Raw genomic sequence first — 14,828 nt, 5'->3', positions numbered from 1 at the left:
CGGATCTCGAAATCGAGGAGTCGACAACGATGGCCTTCTCCGTCCAAATGCCCGCCCTGGGTGAAAGCGTCACCGAGGGCACAGTCACCAGGTGGCTCAAGCAGGAGGGTGACACGGTCGAGGCCGATGAACCGTTGCTCGAGGTGTCGACCGACAAGGTCGACACCGAGATCCCGGCCCCTGCCTCAGGTGTCCTGACAAAGATCGTCGCCCAAGAGGACGACGTGGTCGAGGTCGGCGGCGAGCTGGCCCAGATCGGCGAAGAAGGCGAGTCGGACGGAAGCTCTGACGACGCCGACTCCGGCGATGCCGGTTCCGACGAGGCGCCAGCCGAGCAAGAGGCGGAACCCGAACCCGAACCCGAGCCTGAATCCGAACCCGAGCCGGCCAAGCCCGCCGCATCCGGGTCGGGGTCGAGTGAAGGCACCGACGTCACCATGCCCGAACTGGGTGAGTCGGTGACAGAGGGCACCGTGACGCGCTGGCTGAAAGAGGTCGGCGACTCGGTCGAGGCCGACGAGGCCCTCGTCGAGGTGTCCACCGACAAGGTCGACACGGAGATCCCATCGCCGGCGGCCGGCACCCTGCTCGAGATCGTCGCCCAGGAAGACGACGTGGTCGAGGTCGGCGGGCGTCTGGCGGTCATCGGTTCGGCCGACGCCAAACCGTCCGCGCCTGAGCCTGAGCCGGAACCCGAGGCGAAGGCCGAGCCGGAACCAGAACCCGAGCCCGAACCGGAACCTGAGCCCGAGCCAGAAGCCGAGGCGAAGAAACCCGAGCCCGCTCCGGCCCCGAAGTCCGAGCCCGCCGAGAAGTCCGAGCCCGCCGAGAAGTCCGAGCCCGCCGAGAAGTCGGCCCCCGCGTCCAGCGGTGGCGACAGCGGCTCGAGTCCATACGTGACGCCGCTGGTCCGCAAACTCGCGGGCGAGAACAACGTCGACCTGGACTCGATCAAGGGCACCGGTGTCGGTGGCCGCATCCGCAAGCAGGATGTGCTCGCCGCCGCCGAGGCCGCAAAGACCCCGCCGACAGCCGAGAAGTCCGCCGAGCCCGCGCCTGCGGCGCAAACGTCTTCGTCTGCGGTCGCGCCGAGGCCAGAGCTGGCCCAGCTGGTCGGCACCACGCAGAAGATCAACAGGATTCGCCAGATCACGGCCAAGAAGACTCGCGAGTCCCTGCAGGAGAGCGCTCAGCTCACGCAGGTCTTCGAGGTCGACATGACCAAGATCGTGACGCTACGCAAGGCTGCGAAGGAAGGCTTCAAGTCGAGCGAGGGCGTGAACCTCACGTTCCTGCCGTTCATCGCGAAGGCTGTGGTCGAGGCCCTCAAGGCCCATCCCAACGTCAACGCCTCGATCGATGAGGACGCCAAGGAGATCACCTACTACTCGAAGGTGCATCTCGGTATCGCTGTGGACACCGAGCAGGGTCTGCTCTCGCCGGTGATCCACAACGCCGACGACCTCTCGATCGCCGGACTGGCGCGGGCGATCGCCGACATCGCGAGCAGGGCGCGGAGCAACAAGCTCAAGCTCGACGACCTGACCGGTGGCACGTTCACCATCACGAACATCGGTAGCCAGGGCGCTTTGTTCGACACCCCGATCCTGGTTCCGCCACAGGCCGCGATGCTGGGCACCGGCGCGATCGTCAAACGCCCGGTGGTGCTCACCGGAGCTGACGGTTCCGAATCGATCGCGGTGCGGTCGATGTCCTACCTGCCGCTGACCTATGACCACCGGTTGATCGACGGTGCCGACGCCGGACGCTTCCTCACCACGGTCAAGCATCGTCTGGAAGAAGCGGCGTTTGAGGCAGATCTCGGCCTCTAGCCGATGCGCATCGCCGTTGCGGGATCATCTGGATTGATCGGCACGGCCCTGGTGGACAGTCTCACCGGGGCCGGCCACCAGGTGGTCCGGCTCGTTCGCAGACCGACGACGGCACAGGACGAGATCCATTGGCAGCCTGAGTCTTTCGGTATCGATTCGAGCTCGCTGCGCGGCGCCGATGCCGTGGTCAATCTGTGTGGCCAGGGTATCGGTGACCGGCGCTGGTCGGGCCATGTGAAGCAGCAACTGCGAGACAGCCGGATCATTCCGACTCAGGTGCTCGCCGACGCGGTACGGGCCGCAGGGATTCCGGTTCTGTTGAATGCCAGCGCCACCGGCTACTACGGCGACACCGGGTCGACCGCGGTCACCGAGGAGAGCCCGTCCGGGACGGGGTTTCTTGCCGACCTCACCACCGACTGGGAAGCCGCCGCGATGTCCGCATCGGTGCCCGGTGAGCACCAGGTCACGCTTCTCAGGATCTCGCCCGTGATGTCGCCGACGGGCGGAATCCTCGGCAGGCTCCGACCTCTGTTCCGGTTGGGGCTCGGCGCGAAACTCGGTGACGGCCGTCAGTATCTCCCCTGGATCAGCCTCGTGGACGCTGTCCGCGCGATCGAGTTCGTGCTGGACCGGTCGCTTGCCGGGCCGGTCAACGTCTGTGGCCCGGCGTCGGTGACCAACAACGAGTTCACCAAGACTTTCGGTCGCGCTCTGGGGCGCCCGGCTCCGTGGACGGTCCCGGGTTTTGCACTCAAGCGGGGTGCCGGTGAGATGGCCGAGGAAATGTTGTTGGGGGGCCAGAACGTTGTACCCGCTGTGCTGACCGGCAACGATTTCGAGTATCGGCATCCGACCATCGCCGCGGCGTTGGCGTATGCCACCGGCCGCGACGGCCGAGGAGCGGCAGGATGAAGAAGCGATGACCAGTTCACGACTGTCCCGAGACCCGATCGAGGTTCGCCGACTGGGCCGGGTGGACTACCAGGAGACATTCGACCTGCAGCACCGGCTCGCTTCTGACCGTGCCGACGGTGTGCTGGACCACGACGTACTGCTGTTGCTGGAACACCCGCCCGTCTACACCGCCGGGAGGCGAACCGAGGACGCCGACCGGCCGACGGACGGTTCACCCGTCATCGACGTGGACCGCGGCGGGAAGATCACCTGGCACGGCCCTGGCCAGCTCGTCGCCTATCCGATCGTCGCGCTTGCCCAACCGGTTGATGTCGTGGACTACGTGCGCCGACTGGAAGAGGCGATGATCGCCGTGTGCGGCCATCTCGGTCTGCCGACGTACCGGGTGGAGGGTCGATCGGGCGTCTGGGTGCTCGGAGACGAAAGCGGAAATGCGGATCGGAAGATTGGTGCCATCGGTATCAGGGTCGCTCGCGCTGTGGCCCTGCACGGGATCGCCATCAACTGCAATCCGGATCTCGACGCGTTCGGTTCTATCATTCCGTGCGGCATCCCCGACGCCGGGGCAGGTTCTCTGACAGGCGAATTGGGTCGCACGGTCACAGTCGACGAGGTACTCCCCCTGCTGGAGAAGTCCGTGGTAGAAGCGCTCGACGGCACCCTCCCGGTGAGCGACCACCCGGCACCGACCGAGCCCTCCCCGCAGGTCTTCGCACCTGCCCGCACCGGCGTAGCATCGATCCAGTGACCGTTTCGCAGGACAAACCATCTCAATCCAGCGCCCCCGGGTCCGTTGGTCCCAATGGCCGCAAGTTGCTCCGGCTCGAGGCGCGCAACGCCGAGACACCGATCGAGCGCAAGCCGTCGTGGATCAAGACCCGCGCCACCATGGGCCCGGAGTTCACCGAACTCAAAGCCCTGGTGAAGAGCGAGGGCCTGCACACGGTCTGTGAAGAAGCGGGATGTCCCAACATCTATGAATGCTGGGAAGACCGTGAGGCCACCTTCCTGATCGGCGGCGAACAGTGCACCCGTCGGTGCGACTTCTGCCAGATCGACACCGGTAAGCCGAGCGACCTCGACCGGGACGAACCCCGCCGGGTGGCAGAGTCGGTTGCGACGATGGGGTTGCGCTACTCCACCGTGACCGGTGTGGCGCGCGACGACCTTCCTGACGGCGGTGCCTGGCTGTACGCCGAGACCGTGCGTTACATCAAGCAACTCAACCCGAACACCGGCGTCGAGTTGTTAATCCCCGACTTCAACGCCGACCCCGACCAGCTCGCCGAGGTGTTCGCCTCACGGCCCGAGGTGCTGGCCCACAATGTCGAGACGGTGCCGCGCATCTTCAAGCGCATCCGTCCCGCGTTCCGCTACCAGCGCAGCCTCGATGTGATCACCGCCGCGCGCGACGCCGGTCTGGTCACCAAGTCCAACCTCATCCTCGGGATGGGCGAGACACCAGACGAGGTCCGCGAGGCCATGGCCGATCTGCACAATGCCGGCTGCCACATCCTGACAATCACGCAGTACCTGCGTCCGTCACCGCGGCATCATCCGGTCGATCGGTGGGTCAAGCCCGAAGAGTTCGTCGAGCACTCGACGTTCGCCGACAACCTGGGGTTCGCCGGCGTGATGGCGGGGCCACTGGTGCGTTCGTCGTACCGGGCCGGCCGTCTGTACGCCCAGGCGATGGCTCACCACGGCCGGGAGTTGCCCGCCGAGATGGCCCACCTGACCGACGGTGGCAGCGCCACCCAGGAAGCCACGTCGCTGCTGGCCCGCCTCGCCCGCTGACCCGTCACTCCGCCGCCACCGGGCGTTGACCGTCGGGTTGGGACGGCCTGGTCAACTGATTTGGATGGTTCAGTATCCTGGACCACATGGCTAAGGCACCAAAAGCGACAAAAGAGGCGAAGGCAGCAGCGAAGGCTGCCCGTAAGGAAGCGTCGCGGGCCCGCCGCAAGCAGCTCTGGCAGGCGTTCCAGATGCAGCGCAAGGAAGACAAGCTGCTGCTGCCCTACATGATCGGCGCGGTTGTCCTCCTGGTCGGCCTGGCCGTACTCATCGGTGTGCTCACCGGATCGCTGGTGTTCGTTCTGCCGCTGGGCATCGTTCTGGGTGTGCTGATCGCTTTCATCATCTTCGGTCGTCGTGTTCAGAAGACGGTGTTCACCAAAGCGGAGGGCCAGGCCGGCGCCGCAGCGTGGGCGCTGGACAACATGCGTGGGCAGTGGCGGGTCAAGCAGGCGGTCACGGGCACCGCTCATCTCGACGCGATCCATCGGGTCATCGGCAAGCCCGGGGTCATCCTCGTCGCCGAAGGCGCGCCCCATCGCACCAAATCGTTGCTGGCACAGGAGAAGAAGCGGATCGCCCGACTGGTCGGCGATACACCGATCTACGACGTGACCGTCGGCAACGACGAGGGTCAGGTACCCCTGAAGAGCCTCGAACGCCATCTGAACAAACTGCCGAACAACATCAACAAGGCCCGGATCGACGCCCTGGAATCACGACTCGCGGCGTTGGGCGGGAAGCAGCCCGGACCGGGAATGCCCAAGGGGCCGATGCCGCAGGGCGCGAAGATGCGCAACGTCCAGCGCGCCGCCCGGCGTCGATAGTTCCTTCGCAACGCCGCAATTCCCCCACATCGGATTTCTCCGCACAGCACAGCGCCACCCGTTCTGGTCACATCCACCCCGCAAAGTTGGATGGGCCGAGACGGGTGGCGGTGTGTTTTCGGTGTGTGGCGGGGTTTTCGGTGTGTGGCGGGGTTTTCGGTGTGTGGCGGGAGACTAACGCGTACGGACCAACGCGGTACCGGTTGCCCGATCGTGCAGTCCCCGGCCATCGGCATCATTGATCAGGGGCGGGACCAGGAAGACGATGAGGATCTGCCGGCCCAGCGACCGAAGAAGTCCCACCCGCTCGCCCCCGTCCACCCTGGCCACCCGCAAGCCGGTGATGAACTGGCCCGGGGTGAAACCGAATGCGGTCAAGGTCAGGGCCCCGACCACAAACCAGACGAGCAGGACGATCGTCGACAGCGACGACGACTGCAGGTCCTGGACAAACAACAGCGAGATACCGCCGCACATCAGCCAATCCACGAGCAGACCTACGCAGCGGTGCCACGACGACGCCAGCGCCCCGGGTCCCGATTCGGGCAGTCCGAGCTGTTCACCGCGGTAGGTGCCGTCGTCCACACCATCGTGCAGAGCCGACTGAGGGCCCGAGAGCCACGATCCGGTGATTCGTCCCATTGCCCAATCATAGATGTGCTGCCGAAACCGTCGGACCGGACGCGACTCGCCCCGACACGCCGTGATCGGTACCGTCGTTGCGTCGCGGACTTCCCTACGTAACACAGGCGAAACACCGAGGTATCTGCCAAGCAACCTGGTGTCAATACGGTCAGCGGTGATGATCCGCCGCTCTAGAGTGGCAAGGACAGTCGTCAGACCCAGGTAGAACCCAAGAATTGGTCTGACTACAACGGGTACGAGTGAAGGAGTCACCCACAGGTGTACAACACAAAAGAAGAACTGCTCGAGGGCATCAAGTCCGAGGGCGTCGAATATGTCGACATCCGGTTCTGCGATCTCCCCGGGGTGATGCAGCACTTCTCCATCCCGGCATCGGCTTTCGATGAGAGCGTCTTCGAGGACGGCCTGGCATTCGACGGATCGTCGGTGCGCGGCTTCCAGTCGATCGACGAGTCGGACATGATGCTCCTCCCCGACCCGGCGACTGCGCGGATCGACCCGTTCCGCAAGGCGAAGACGATGAACGTCACCTTCTTCGTGCACGACCCATTCACGCGCGAGGCCTACAGCCGCGACCCGCGAAACATCGCCCGCAAGGCCGAGGACTACCTGGCCAGCACCGGCATCGCCGATACCTGCTTCTTCGGCGCCGAGGCCGAGTTCTACATCTTCGACTCGGTGTCCTTCAGCTCCGAGATCAACGGCACCCACTACCAGGTGGAGTCCGAATCAGGCTGGTGGAACACGGTTTCGCAGACCGATCCCGACGGTTCACCCAACCTTGGGTACAAGGTCCGCCAGAAGGGCGGGTACTTCCCGGTCGCCCCGTACGACCACTACGTCGATCTGCGCGATGAGATCTCGACCAACCTCCAGAAGGCAGGCTTCATCCTCGAGCGCGGCCACCACGAGGTGGGCACCGCCGGACAGGCCGAGATCAACTACAAGTTCAACACCCTGCTGCACGCAGCCGACGACGTTCAGCTGTTCAAGTACATCGTGAAGAACACCGCATGGCAGAACGGCAAGACCGTCACCTTCATGCCCAAGCCCCTCTTCGGCGACAACGGATCGGGCATGCACGCCCACCAGTCGCTGTGGAAAGACGGCAAGCCTCTCTTCCACGATGAGGCCGGCTACGCGGGACTGTCGGATCTGGCCCGCCACTACATCGGCGGCATCCTGCACCACGCGCCGTCGCTGCTGGCGTTCACCAACCCCACGGTGAACTCCTACAAGCGGCTCGTGCCGGGCTACGAGGCCCCCATCAACCTGGTCTACAGCCAGCGCAACCGCAGCGCCTGCGTGCGTATCCCCATCACCGGCAACAACCCGAAGGCCAAGCGCCTCGAGTTCCGTTGCCCGGACAGCTCGGGTAACCCGTACCTGGCGTTCGCCGCGATGATGATGGCCGGCCTGGACGGCATCAAGAACAAGATCGAGCCGCACGAGCCCGTCGACAAGGACCTCTACGAGCTCCCGCCGGAGGAGGCAAAGGGCATCCCCCAGGCCCCGACGTCGCTCGGCGCGGTCATCGATCGCCTCGAAGAGGATCACGAATACCTCACCGAGGGTGGCGTGTTCACCGAGGACCTGATCGAGACCTGGATCTCGTTCAAGCGTGAGAACGAAATCGAGCCGGTGCAGATCCGTCCGCACCCCTACGAATTCTCTCTCTACTACGACGTCTGATCCGCCTCCGGCGAAGGACGTCTGATCCGCCTCCGGCGAAGGACGTCTGATCCGCCTCCGGCGAATCTGATCGCGTGACCCGAAACCGGCCCGGTGAACTGTCTCCCAGTTCACCGGGCCGGTTTCGCGTATGCAGACACACACATGCAGGACGGAATGAACGCACGACTGCGCCGGTTGGCGTGAAGAGGACGTAGTCGTTCAACTATCCAGGGAGTCACACGTGAAGATCGGCATCATCGGAGCAGGCCACATCGGCGGGACGCTGACGCGTCGGCTGGCACAGTTGGGACATGAGGTCCGGGTCGCCAACTCGCGCGACCCGCAGACGCTCACCGACCTCGCATCGGAGACCGGGGCCACCGCGGTGTGGGCGTCGGAAGCAGCCGAGGACGCCGATCTCGTGATCGTCAGCATCCCGCAAAAGAACACTCCTGACCTGGCGCCGGGCATCGTGTCGAAGCGCAAACCCGGTGCGCCCATCATCGAGACGAACAACTACTACCCGCAGCAGCGCGACGGCAAGATCGACGCCATCGAAGACGGCACACCCGAGAGTGCGTGGGTCTCACAGCTCCTCGGCGAGCCGGTCTACAAGGTGTTCAACGGCATCTTCTGGAAGCACCTGCTCGACAAGGGTGTCCCGGCCGGAACACAGGGCCGCATCGCACTCCCGATCGCGGGCCCGGATGACGAGGGCAAGAAAGTCGTCTCCCAGCTCGTCGACGAACTCGGTTTCGATCCGGTCGACGCCGGAAGCCTCGAGGAGTCGTGGCGTCAGCAACCGGGCACCCCGGTGTACGGCAAGGACTACGGAATCGACGGCACCATCGAAGCGCTCGCGCAGGCGACGCCGGACCGCACCGCCGAATGGCGCGCCTGACCCCACCGGTGACGTCCGCCCGCGCCGAGTGATGTGGCGCGGGCGGATGTGTTTGCGTCCCAGCACATTCGCCGACGGCAGTAATCGGTCAACGATCGGCAACTGCTACGTTGCCTTGATGACCTTCAAGCGTTTGCTCCCAGCCCTCATCGTGTCCTCAACGCTGATGTTGGCCGCGTGCGGCTCCGACGCCGACTCCGCCGGCTCTGAATCAACCGCAGCGGCGATCACCACCACCGCAGCACCCAAGGGATGCCCGACCGTGGCCCCGCAGCCAAACGTGGAACCAGAGTGGACGTTGCCGGGCAACACCGGTGAGGTCGCGGTCACCGGCTCCACCGACACCACCGCGCCCGCCATCGAGGTCACCACACCCTTCTCCGTCAACCAGACGACCGTTCACACGCTGACCGAGGGTGACGGCGCACTCGTGCCCGACACCGCCGAGGTGACGGTCTGCTACATGGGGGTGAACGGCCGCGACGGCACCGTGTTCGACAGCAGCTACGAGCGCGGCGTGCCCGTCGACTTCCCGCTCGACGGGGTCATCCCGGGATTCCAGAAGGCCATCGCCGGCCAGAAGGTCGGATCCACTGTGGGCGTCGCGATGACCTCTGCCGACGGGTACGCGACCGGTAATCCCCAGGCCGGTATCGAGGTCGGCGACACGCTGGTTTTCGCCATCAAGATCATCTCCGCTGACAGCTGATCAAAGGTCAGAAGTGAGTGCCGCAGCCGGCTGGCTACCAAAGAGACGTCAGCTCGGCACCAGTGCGACCACCAGTGCGCGATGGTCGGACCCCGTCACCGAGAAGGTGGACAACGATGTCGCGGTGAATCCGCGCGTCACCACGTGGTCGATGCCGATCAGCGGCGGGTAGCTGCGATCGTCCGGATAGGTCAACTGCACGCCCTCGCCCGCCTGCTCGGTCGCATCCCGGAATCCGCGCTCCAGTAGCGACCGGTACTGCGCGTGGTCCCATGTCGCGTTGAAGTCTCCGCTGACGATCACCCGATCTCCGGCAACCCCGTGCAGCGTTTCGCGCAGGCGTTTCATCTCGTCCACCCATCGCTCGGGGTCGTAGGGGTAAGGCGGGATCGGATGCACGGCAAAGACGGTGGTGCCGGGCGCGCCGGGAAGGTCCACGTCCGCGCGCAGATTTCCCAGCGCGAACCCGTTCAGTTCAGCAGTGTTGCGCAGCGGGTAACGGCTGAATATGCCTGTGCCGGTGCCGCCTTCGCCGGGTACCACGAACTCGTACGGCATCATGCCGCGTAGATCTGTGCCCTCGAGTGCAGCAAGAGACCCGGGCGTGAGCTCCTCGACGGTGAGCAACGCCGCCCCGGTCGCCCGGACCCGCGAGACCACTTCTCCGGCATCGGCCTCGCCGAGCTTGAGGTTTGCCTGCACCACCGTCACAGCCCCGCGAGTGGGTGCATCGGCCGCTTTGAACAGCGGCGCCTGGGTCCAGATGCCCACCCCCAAGAGGACAACGGCCAGCACGGTGGAGATCCACCGTCGTGTCACGGCGAGGATGAGGATGGCAGGAACGATGGCGAGCAACATCAGCGGTACGGCACTGGCAGCAGCGATCGCCACCTGCCCACGGCCTGGGAAGAAATGCAGCCACACCGCCGCCAGGGCAACCGCGAACAGCGACCAGCCGATCACCACGGCAAAGAAGTAGAGGACCTTGAACGCGGCTCCCCGGTCGGCCAGACGCTGCGAGCCCCGCCTCACCCGCCGAATACCTTCAGTACCACGGCTTTTGCCCGCCGGGTAACGCGCAGATAGTTGTCCAAGAATTCCCCCGAGTCGTCATCGTGCCATCCGGCCGCAAAAGCAACCGCGCGCAACGTCTTTCCCGGCGCGGGCAACTGGTCTACTGCCTTGCCGCGTACCAGCACCAGCGCATTGCGTGCCTTTGTCGCCGTCAGCCACGCCTCCTTGAGGAGGTGGACGTCATTTTCCCCGAGCAGTTCCGCCGAGCCGATGGCGTCGAGACATTGCAAGGTGGATGTGTTGTGCAGGGCCGGGATCCGGTGCCCGTGCCGCAACTGCAACAGCTGGACCGTCCACTCGACGTCGGCGAGACCACCCCGTCCCAGTTTCGTGTGAGTTGCCGGGTCCGCTCCCCGAGGGAGACGTTCGGCATCCACCCGGGCTTTGATCCGCCGGATCTCACGGACCGCATCCGAGGACACGCCGCCCTCCGGGTATCGGATCTGGTCGGCCATGTGCAGGAAGGCGACTCCGAGGTCCTCATCGCCGGCGACCTGGTGCGCGCGGAGCAATGCCTGGATCTCCCACGCCTGCGCCCACTGTTGGTAGTACGTCGCGTAGGCGGCGAGGGTGCGAACCACCGGGCCGTTACGGCCTTCCGGGCGCAACCCGGTGTCGACCTCGAGCGGAGGGTCAGCACTCGGCGTCCCGAGGAGTTGGCGCACCCGGTCGGCAATCGAGTTGGCCCACCGGACTGCCTCGGACTCGTCGACGCCCTCCACCGGGTCGCAGACGAAGAGCACGTCGGCGTCCGACCCGTAACCCAGTTCACCGCCACCGAGCCGGCCCATGCCGATCACGGCCACCCGGGCGGGAGCGGGTGATTTCCGTTCGGCGACCGAGGCTTTGGTGACCACCGTCAGCGCAGCATTCAGCACACCGGCCCATACCAGCGACAGCGCTCGGCACACCTGCGGGACGTCGAGCATGCCCAGGATGTCGGCCGAAGCAACCCTGGCCAGTTCGGCTCGCCGGTGTGAGCGCGCCACTGCGATGGCCGATTTGAGGTCACGCTGCCGGACGGCCGAGGCGACCATGCCGCCGACCACGTCTTTCGGATCGACCTCGACGAGCTTGGGACCCAACGCGCCGTCGGCATACAACCGGATCACATCCGGGGACCGCATCAGCAGCTCGGCTGCGTAGGCCGAGGTGCCCAGCACAGTCATCAACCGTTCGGCGACCACCCCCTCGTCGCGGATCAGGCGCAGGAACCAGTCGCGATCGGCCGCTGCGTCGCAGAGCCTCCGGTAGTTGAGAAGGCCCGCATCAGGATCCGGTGTGCGACTGAGCCATTCGAGCAATGTCGGCAGAAGCAGTTCCTGGATCTGCCCGCGGCGTCCGGTCTCGGAGACCAGCGCTTTCAGATGCCCCAGCGCGTTCTGCGGTTTGCTGTAGCCGAGTGCGCCCAGACGCCGGATCGCCGATTCGTCCGACAGTCTCAGCTCGTCCTTGTCGAAACGCGTGACCGCTTCGAGCAAGGGACGGTAGAAAATTTTCTCGTGCAGGCGGCGGACCCGATGCGACTGTCGTCGGATCTCTTCGCGCAGTACGCCTCCCGCGTCGAGGTCGCCGGTGGGTCTGATGTGGGCGGCGCGGGCCAGCCACCGCATGGCCTCCACATCGGTGAACTCGGGAAGCGTATGCGTGCGCTTGAGCCGTTGAAGCTGCAGGCAGTGTTCCAGCAAACGCAAGAACTCGTAGGAGGCAATGAGATTGGCGCCGTCGTCGCGGCCGATGTACCCGCCGTCCCGCAACACCGTGAGGGCCTCGACAGTTCCCTTGACGCGAAGCGTTTCGTCGACCCGGCCGTGCACCATCTGCAAGAGCTGGACGGCGAACTCGACATCGCGCAGTCCACCGCGACCGAGTTTGATCTCGCGCTCGCGCATGTCCTCGGGCAGCATCGACTCCACCCGGCGGCGCATCGCCTGCACGTCGATGACGAAGTCTTCGCGCTCAGAGGCCTCCCACACCATCGGGCTCACCGCATCCACGTACTGACGGCACAGTTCCATGTCGCCGGTCATCGGCCGCGCCTTGAGCAGGGCCTGGAACTCCCACGTCTTGGCCCAGCGCTTGTAGTAGGTGACATGCGCATCGAGGGTTCGGGTGAGAGCGCCCGCCTTGCCTTCCGGCCGAAGCGCGGCATCCACCTCGAAGAAGGCAAGCGATCCCACGCGCATCATCTCGCCGGCGATACGGCTGGTCTGCGCGTCGGCGGGCTCACTGACGAAGATGACATCGACGTCGCTGACGTAATTCAATTCGCGCGCACCGCATTTGCCCATGGCGATCACACCGATGCGACAGGTCAGCGGGTCGTCACCGCAGATCTCGGCAATGGCGACCGCCAAAGCCGCCGTGAGAGCCGCATCGGCGAGATCGGCCAAGAAGTTGCTCACATCGCTGAACCACAGGACCGGTTCGTCCTCGACGGTGGGCGCGAGGTCGCGGGCGGCCACCTGCAGCAGCAGGTCGCGATAGGCGAGCCGTAGCGCAACCACCGCTTTCGGGCCTGTCTCGCGTGCCCGGAACAGCAGGTTCCCGTTGTCTTCGTGTCCCGACTCGGGTTGTGCGTCAACAGAATCGAGCATCGACTGCAGAACCTCTGCCGGTTCGGGCAGGTCCTTGCGGGTCAGCAATCGCCACGCGTGGTTTTCGGCGACGAGGTGGTCACCCAACGCCGTCGACGAACCCAATACGGCGAACAGACGTCCCCGGAAACCGCGATCGGTGCGTAAGAGCCCGTCGATGTCCGTCCATTCCGGGCCGACGGCCGCGTGCAGCCGGACAAGCGCTCTGAGCGCGATGTCCGCACTCGGCGCGCGCGAAAGCGCCCACAACAGATCGACGCTCTCTTCTGCATCCCAGCCGAGTGTCGCCAGATCCGCAGCTGCTGTTGCTTCCAGCAGTCCGAGTCGGCCGACACTGGGCACTCGAGATCGCGAGGCAGGTGGGTTCACAACACACAACCGTACTGGTCGAGCTGTCGGCGGCACCATCAGCCCACACGGGCCGGCGCCGCCGGAGAGTTACAGGGCCAGGTAATTCTTCAGTTCGAACGGCGTGACGTGGCTGCGGTACTCGGTCCACTCCGCCCACTTGTTGCGCAGGAAGTACTCGAAGACGTGTTCTCCGACGGCCTCGGCGACCAGTTCGGACTTCTCCATCTTCGTGAGAGCCTCGGCCAGACTGCCCGGCAACTCGCGATAGCCCATGGCGCGTCGCTCTGCCGGGGTCAGCGCGAACACGTCGTCTTCGGCGTGTTCGGGTAGCTCGTAGCCTTCCTTGATTCCCTTGAGCCCCGCGGCCAGCAGTACGGCAAAGGTGAGGTACGGGTTGCATGCGGAGTCAGGACTGCGGACTTCGATCCGGCGCGACGATGCCTTGTTGGGCGTGTAGAGCGGCAGACGGATGAGCGCCGACCGGTTGGCCGCTCCCCAGCTGGCGGCCGTCGGGGCCTCACCACCGTGGATCAGGCGCTTGTAGCTGTTCACCCACTGGTTCGTGATGGCACTGATCTCGTCGGCGTGGTGCAGGATGCCGGCGATGAACTGTTTTCCGGTGTCCGACAGCTGCATCGGGTCGTCGGGATTGTGGAAGGCATTGGTGTCGCCCTCGAACAGGCTCATGTGGGTGTGCATCGCCGAGCCGGCGTATTCACTGAACGGCTTGGGCATGAACGTCGCCCAGACGTTCTCACCGATCGCGACCTCTTTGACGACGTAACGGAACGTCATCACGTTGTCGGCCATGGACAGGGCGTCGGCATACCGCAGGTCGATCTCCTGCTGTCCGGGTGCACCCTCATGGTGGGAGAACTCCACCGAGATGCCCATCGACTCGAGGGCTTCGATGGCGTGGCGCCTGAAGTTGGGCGCCGAATCATGTACTGCCTGATCGAAATAACCACCGCTGTCGGCGGGGATCGGGATCGACCCGTCGACACTGGGCGGGTTCTTGAGCAGGAAGAACTCGATCTCGGGGTGCACGTAGCAGCTGAATCCCTGATCGGCTGCCTTGTTCAGCTGCCGACGGAGGACGTGGCGCGAATCTGCCCACGACGGTTCACCGTCCGGCATCACGATGTCGCAGAACATACGCGCGGAGTGGTGCCGCCCGGTGCTGGTGGTCCAGGGCAGGATCTGGAACGTGGACGGATCGGGCTTCGCGATCGTGTCGGCCTCGGACACCCGCGAAAAGCCCTCGATGGCCGACCCGTCGAACCCGATACCCTCGGCAAAAGCCCCTTCGAGCTCGGCCGGCGCGATCGCGACCGACTTCAGATAGCCGAGAACGTCGGTGAACCAGAGGCGAACAAAACGAATGTCGCGCTCTTCGAGGGTCCGGAGCACGAATTCTTTTTGGCGATCCATGACATCGGAGCCTAGGAGCGCGGTGTTAAATCGATGTTACAAGCGCGCATCAACCAGAATATCCAGCGGATT

Annotated in this window: 11 protein-coding genes and 1 pseudogene; 8 read left to right on the top strand and 4 right to left on the bottom strand. The window is 65.1% G+C overall.

What is annotated here, in order from left to right; all coding sequences use genetic code 11:
• Nucleotides 1–29: 29 nt before the first annotated feature.
• The 5 genes from sucB (at nucleotide 30) to CSW57_RS20380 (ending at nucleotide 5,374) form a co-directional block, all read left to right on the top strand.
• Nucleotides 30–1,832: a 2-oxoglutarate dehydrogenase, E2 component, dihydrolipoamide succinyltransferase gene (gene sucB / locus CSW57_RS20400; RefSeq protein ID WP_099384296.1), complete on the top strand. Its 1,803-nt coding sequence runs from the start codon at nucleotides 30–32 to the stop codon at nucleotides 1,830–1,832.
• Between the two features lie 3 nt (nucleotides 1,833–1,835).
• On the top strand, nucleotides 1,836–2,747 hold the full coding sequence (locus CSW57_RS20395) for a TIGR01777 family oxidoreductase (RefSeq protein ID WP_099384295.1): 912 nt from the start codon (nucleotides 1,836–1,838) through the stop codon (nucleotides 2,745–2,747).
• A gap of 7 nt (nucleotides 2,748–2,754) precedes the next feature.
• The gene (lipB, locus tag CSW57_RS20390; protein ID WP_099384660.1) at nucleotides 2,755–3,498 is read left to right on the top strand and encodes a lipoyl(octanoyl) transferase LipB; all 744 of its coding nucleotides are present in this window, start codon (nucleotides 2,755–2,757) and stop codon (nucleotides 3,496–3,498) included.
• The gene (lipA, locus tag CSW57_RS20385; RefSeq protein ID WP_099384294.1) at nucleotides 3,495–4,547 is read left to right on the top strand and encodes a lipoyl synthase; all 1,053 of its coding nucleotides are present in this window, start codon (nucleotides 3,495–3,497) and stop codon (nucleotides 4,545–4,547) included. Before lipB ends, lipA begins: the two co-directional genes overlap by 4 nt.
• An 86-nt stretch (nucleotides 4,548–4,633) precedes the next feature.
• Nucleotides 4,634–5,374 (top strand): DUF4191 domain-containing protein, encoded by a 741-nt coding sequence (locus tag CSW57_RS20380; protein ID WP_099384293.1) that lies wholly within the window; start codon nucleotides 4,634–4,636, stop codon nucleotides 5,372–5,374.
• A gap of 174 nt (nucleotides 5,375–5,548) precedes the next feature.
• Here the strand turns inward: CSW57_RS20380 and CSW57_RS20375 are convergent, their stop codons facing one another.
• Nucleotides 5,549–6,016 carry an RDD family protein gene (locus CSW57_RS20375; RefSeq protein ID WP_099384292.1) on the bottom strand — a complete coding sequence of 156 codons (468 nt, stop codon included), beginning with the start codon at nucleotides 6,014–6,016 and terminating at the stop codon, nucleotides 5,549–5,551.
• 261 nt (nucleotides 6,017–6,277) lie between these two features.
• Between CSW57_RS20375 and glnA (CSW57_RS20370) the strand changes: the two genes are divergently transcribed.
• From glnA (CSW57_RS20370) to CSW57_RS20360, 3 genes and pseudogenes are all read left to right on the top strand, one after another.
• Entirely contained in the window at nucleotides 6,278–7,711 is a 1,434-nt protein-coding gene (gene glnA, locus CSW57_RS20370) for a type I glutamate--ammonia ligase (protein WP_023953803.1), read from the top strand.
• A gap of 220 nt (nucleotides 7,712–7,931) precedes the next feature.
• Nucleotides 7,932–8,594 (top strand): annotated as a pseudogene (locus CSW57_RS20365) (NADPH-dependent F420 reductase); the annotation flags it as partial.
• A 118-nt stretch (nucleotides 8,595–8,712) separates the two neighbouring features.
• Nucleotides 8,713–9,303: an FKBP-type peptidyl-prolyl cis-trans isomerase gene (locus CSW57_RS20360; protein WP_099384659.1), complete on the top strand. Its 591-nt coding sequence runs from the start codon at nucleotides 8,713–8,715 to the stop codon at nucleotides 9,301–9,303.
• Nucleotides 9,304–9,351: 48 nt separating this feature from the next.
• On the opposite strand, the gene CSW57_RS20355 is transcribed toward CSW57_RS20360, so the two are convergent.
• From CSW57_RS20355 to glnA (CSW57_RS20345), 3 genes are read right to left on the bottom strand one after another with little or no spacing between them, the layout of a single operon-like run.
• On the bottom strand, nucleotides 9,352–10,335 hold the full coding sequence (locus CSW57_RS20355; RefSeq protein ID WP_099384290.1) for an endonuclease/exonuclease/phosphatase family protein: 984 nt from the start codon (nucleotides 10,333–10,335) through the stop codon (nucleotides 9,352–9,354).
• Complete coding sequence (locus CSW57_RS20350) at nucleotides 10,332–13,382, bottom strand: bifunctional [glutamine synthetase] adenylyltransferase/[glutamine synthetase]-adenylyl-L-tyrosine phosphorylase (RefSeq protein ID WP_099384289.1); 3,051 nt, start codon at nucleotides 13,380–13,382, stop codon at nucleotides 10,332–10,334. Before CSW57_RS20350 ends, CSW57_RS20355 begins: the two co-directional genes overlap by 4 nt.
• Nucleotides 13,383–13,412: 30 nt before the next feature.
• Nucleotides 13,413–14,756, bottom strand: coding sequence for a type I glutamate--ammonia ligase (gene glnA / locus CSW57_RS20345; protein WP_023953813.1), 1,344 nt, complete (start codon nucleotides 14,754–14,756; stop codon nucleotides 13,413–13,415).
• Nucleotides 14,757–14,828 lie beyond the last annotated feature (72 nt).

It is taken from the genome of Williamsia muralis, assembly GCF_002735905.1.
In the GTDB taxonomy this organism is placed as follows: Bacteria; Actinomycetota; Actinomycetes; order Mycobacteriales; family Mycobacteriaceae; genus Williamsia; species Williamsia muralis_A.
This window is presented reverse-complemented; position numbering and strand designations above follow the sequence as displayed.

Bases quoted from the DNA above. Each gene is read 5' to 3' on its own strand.
- sucB (WP_099384296.1), top strand. From the start codon at position 30: ATGGCCTTCTCCGTCCAAATGCCCGCCCTGGGTGAAAGCGTCACCGAG.
- CSW57_RS20395 (WP_099384295.1), top strand. From the start codon at position 1,836: ATGCGCATCGCCGTTGCGGGATCATCTGGATTGATCGGCACGGCCCTG.
- lipB (WP_099384660.1), top strand. From the start codon at position 2,755: ATGACCAGTTCACGACTGTCCCGAGACCCGATCGAGGTTCGCCGACTG.
- CSW57_RS20380 (WP_099384293.1), top strand. From the start codon at position 4,634: ATGGCTAAGGCACCAAAAGCGACAAAAGAGGCGAAGGCAGCAGCGAAG.
- CSW57_RS20375 (WP_099384292.1), bottom strand. From the start codon at position 6,016: ATGGGACGAATCACCGGATCGTGGCTCTCGGGCCCTCAGTCGGCTCTG.
- CSW57_RS20360 (WP_099384659.1), top strand. From the start codon at position 8,713: ATGACCTTCAAGCGTTTGCTCCCAGCCCTCATCGTGTCCTCAACGCTG.
- CSW57_RS20350 (WP_099384289.1), bottom strand. From the start codon at position 13,382: ATGGTGCCGCCGACAGCTCGACCAGTACGGTTGTGTGTTGTGAACCCA.
- glnA (WP_023953813.1), bottom strand. From the start codon at position 14,756: ATGGATCGCCAAAAAGAATTCGTGCTCCGGACCCTCGAAGAGCGCGAC.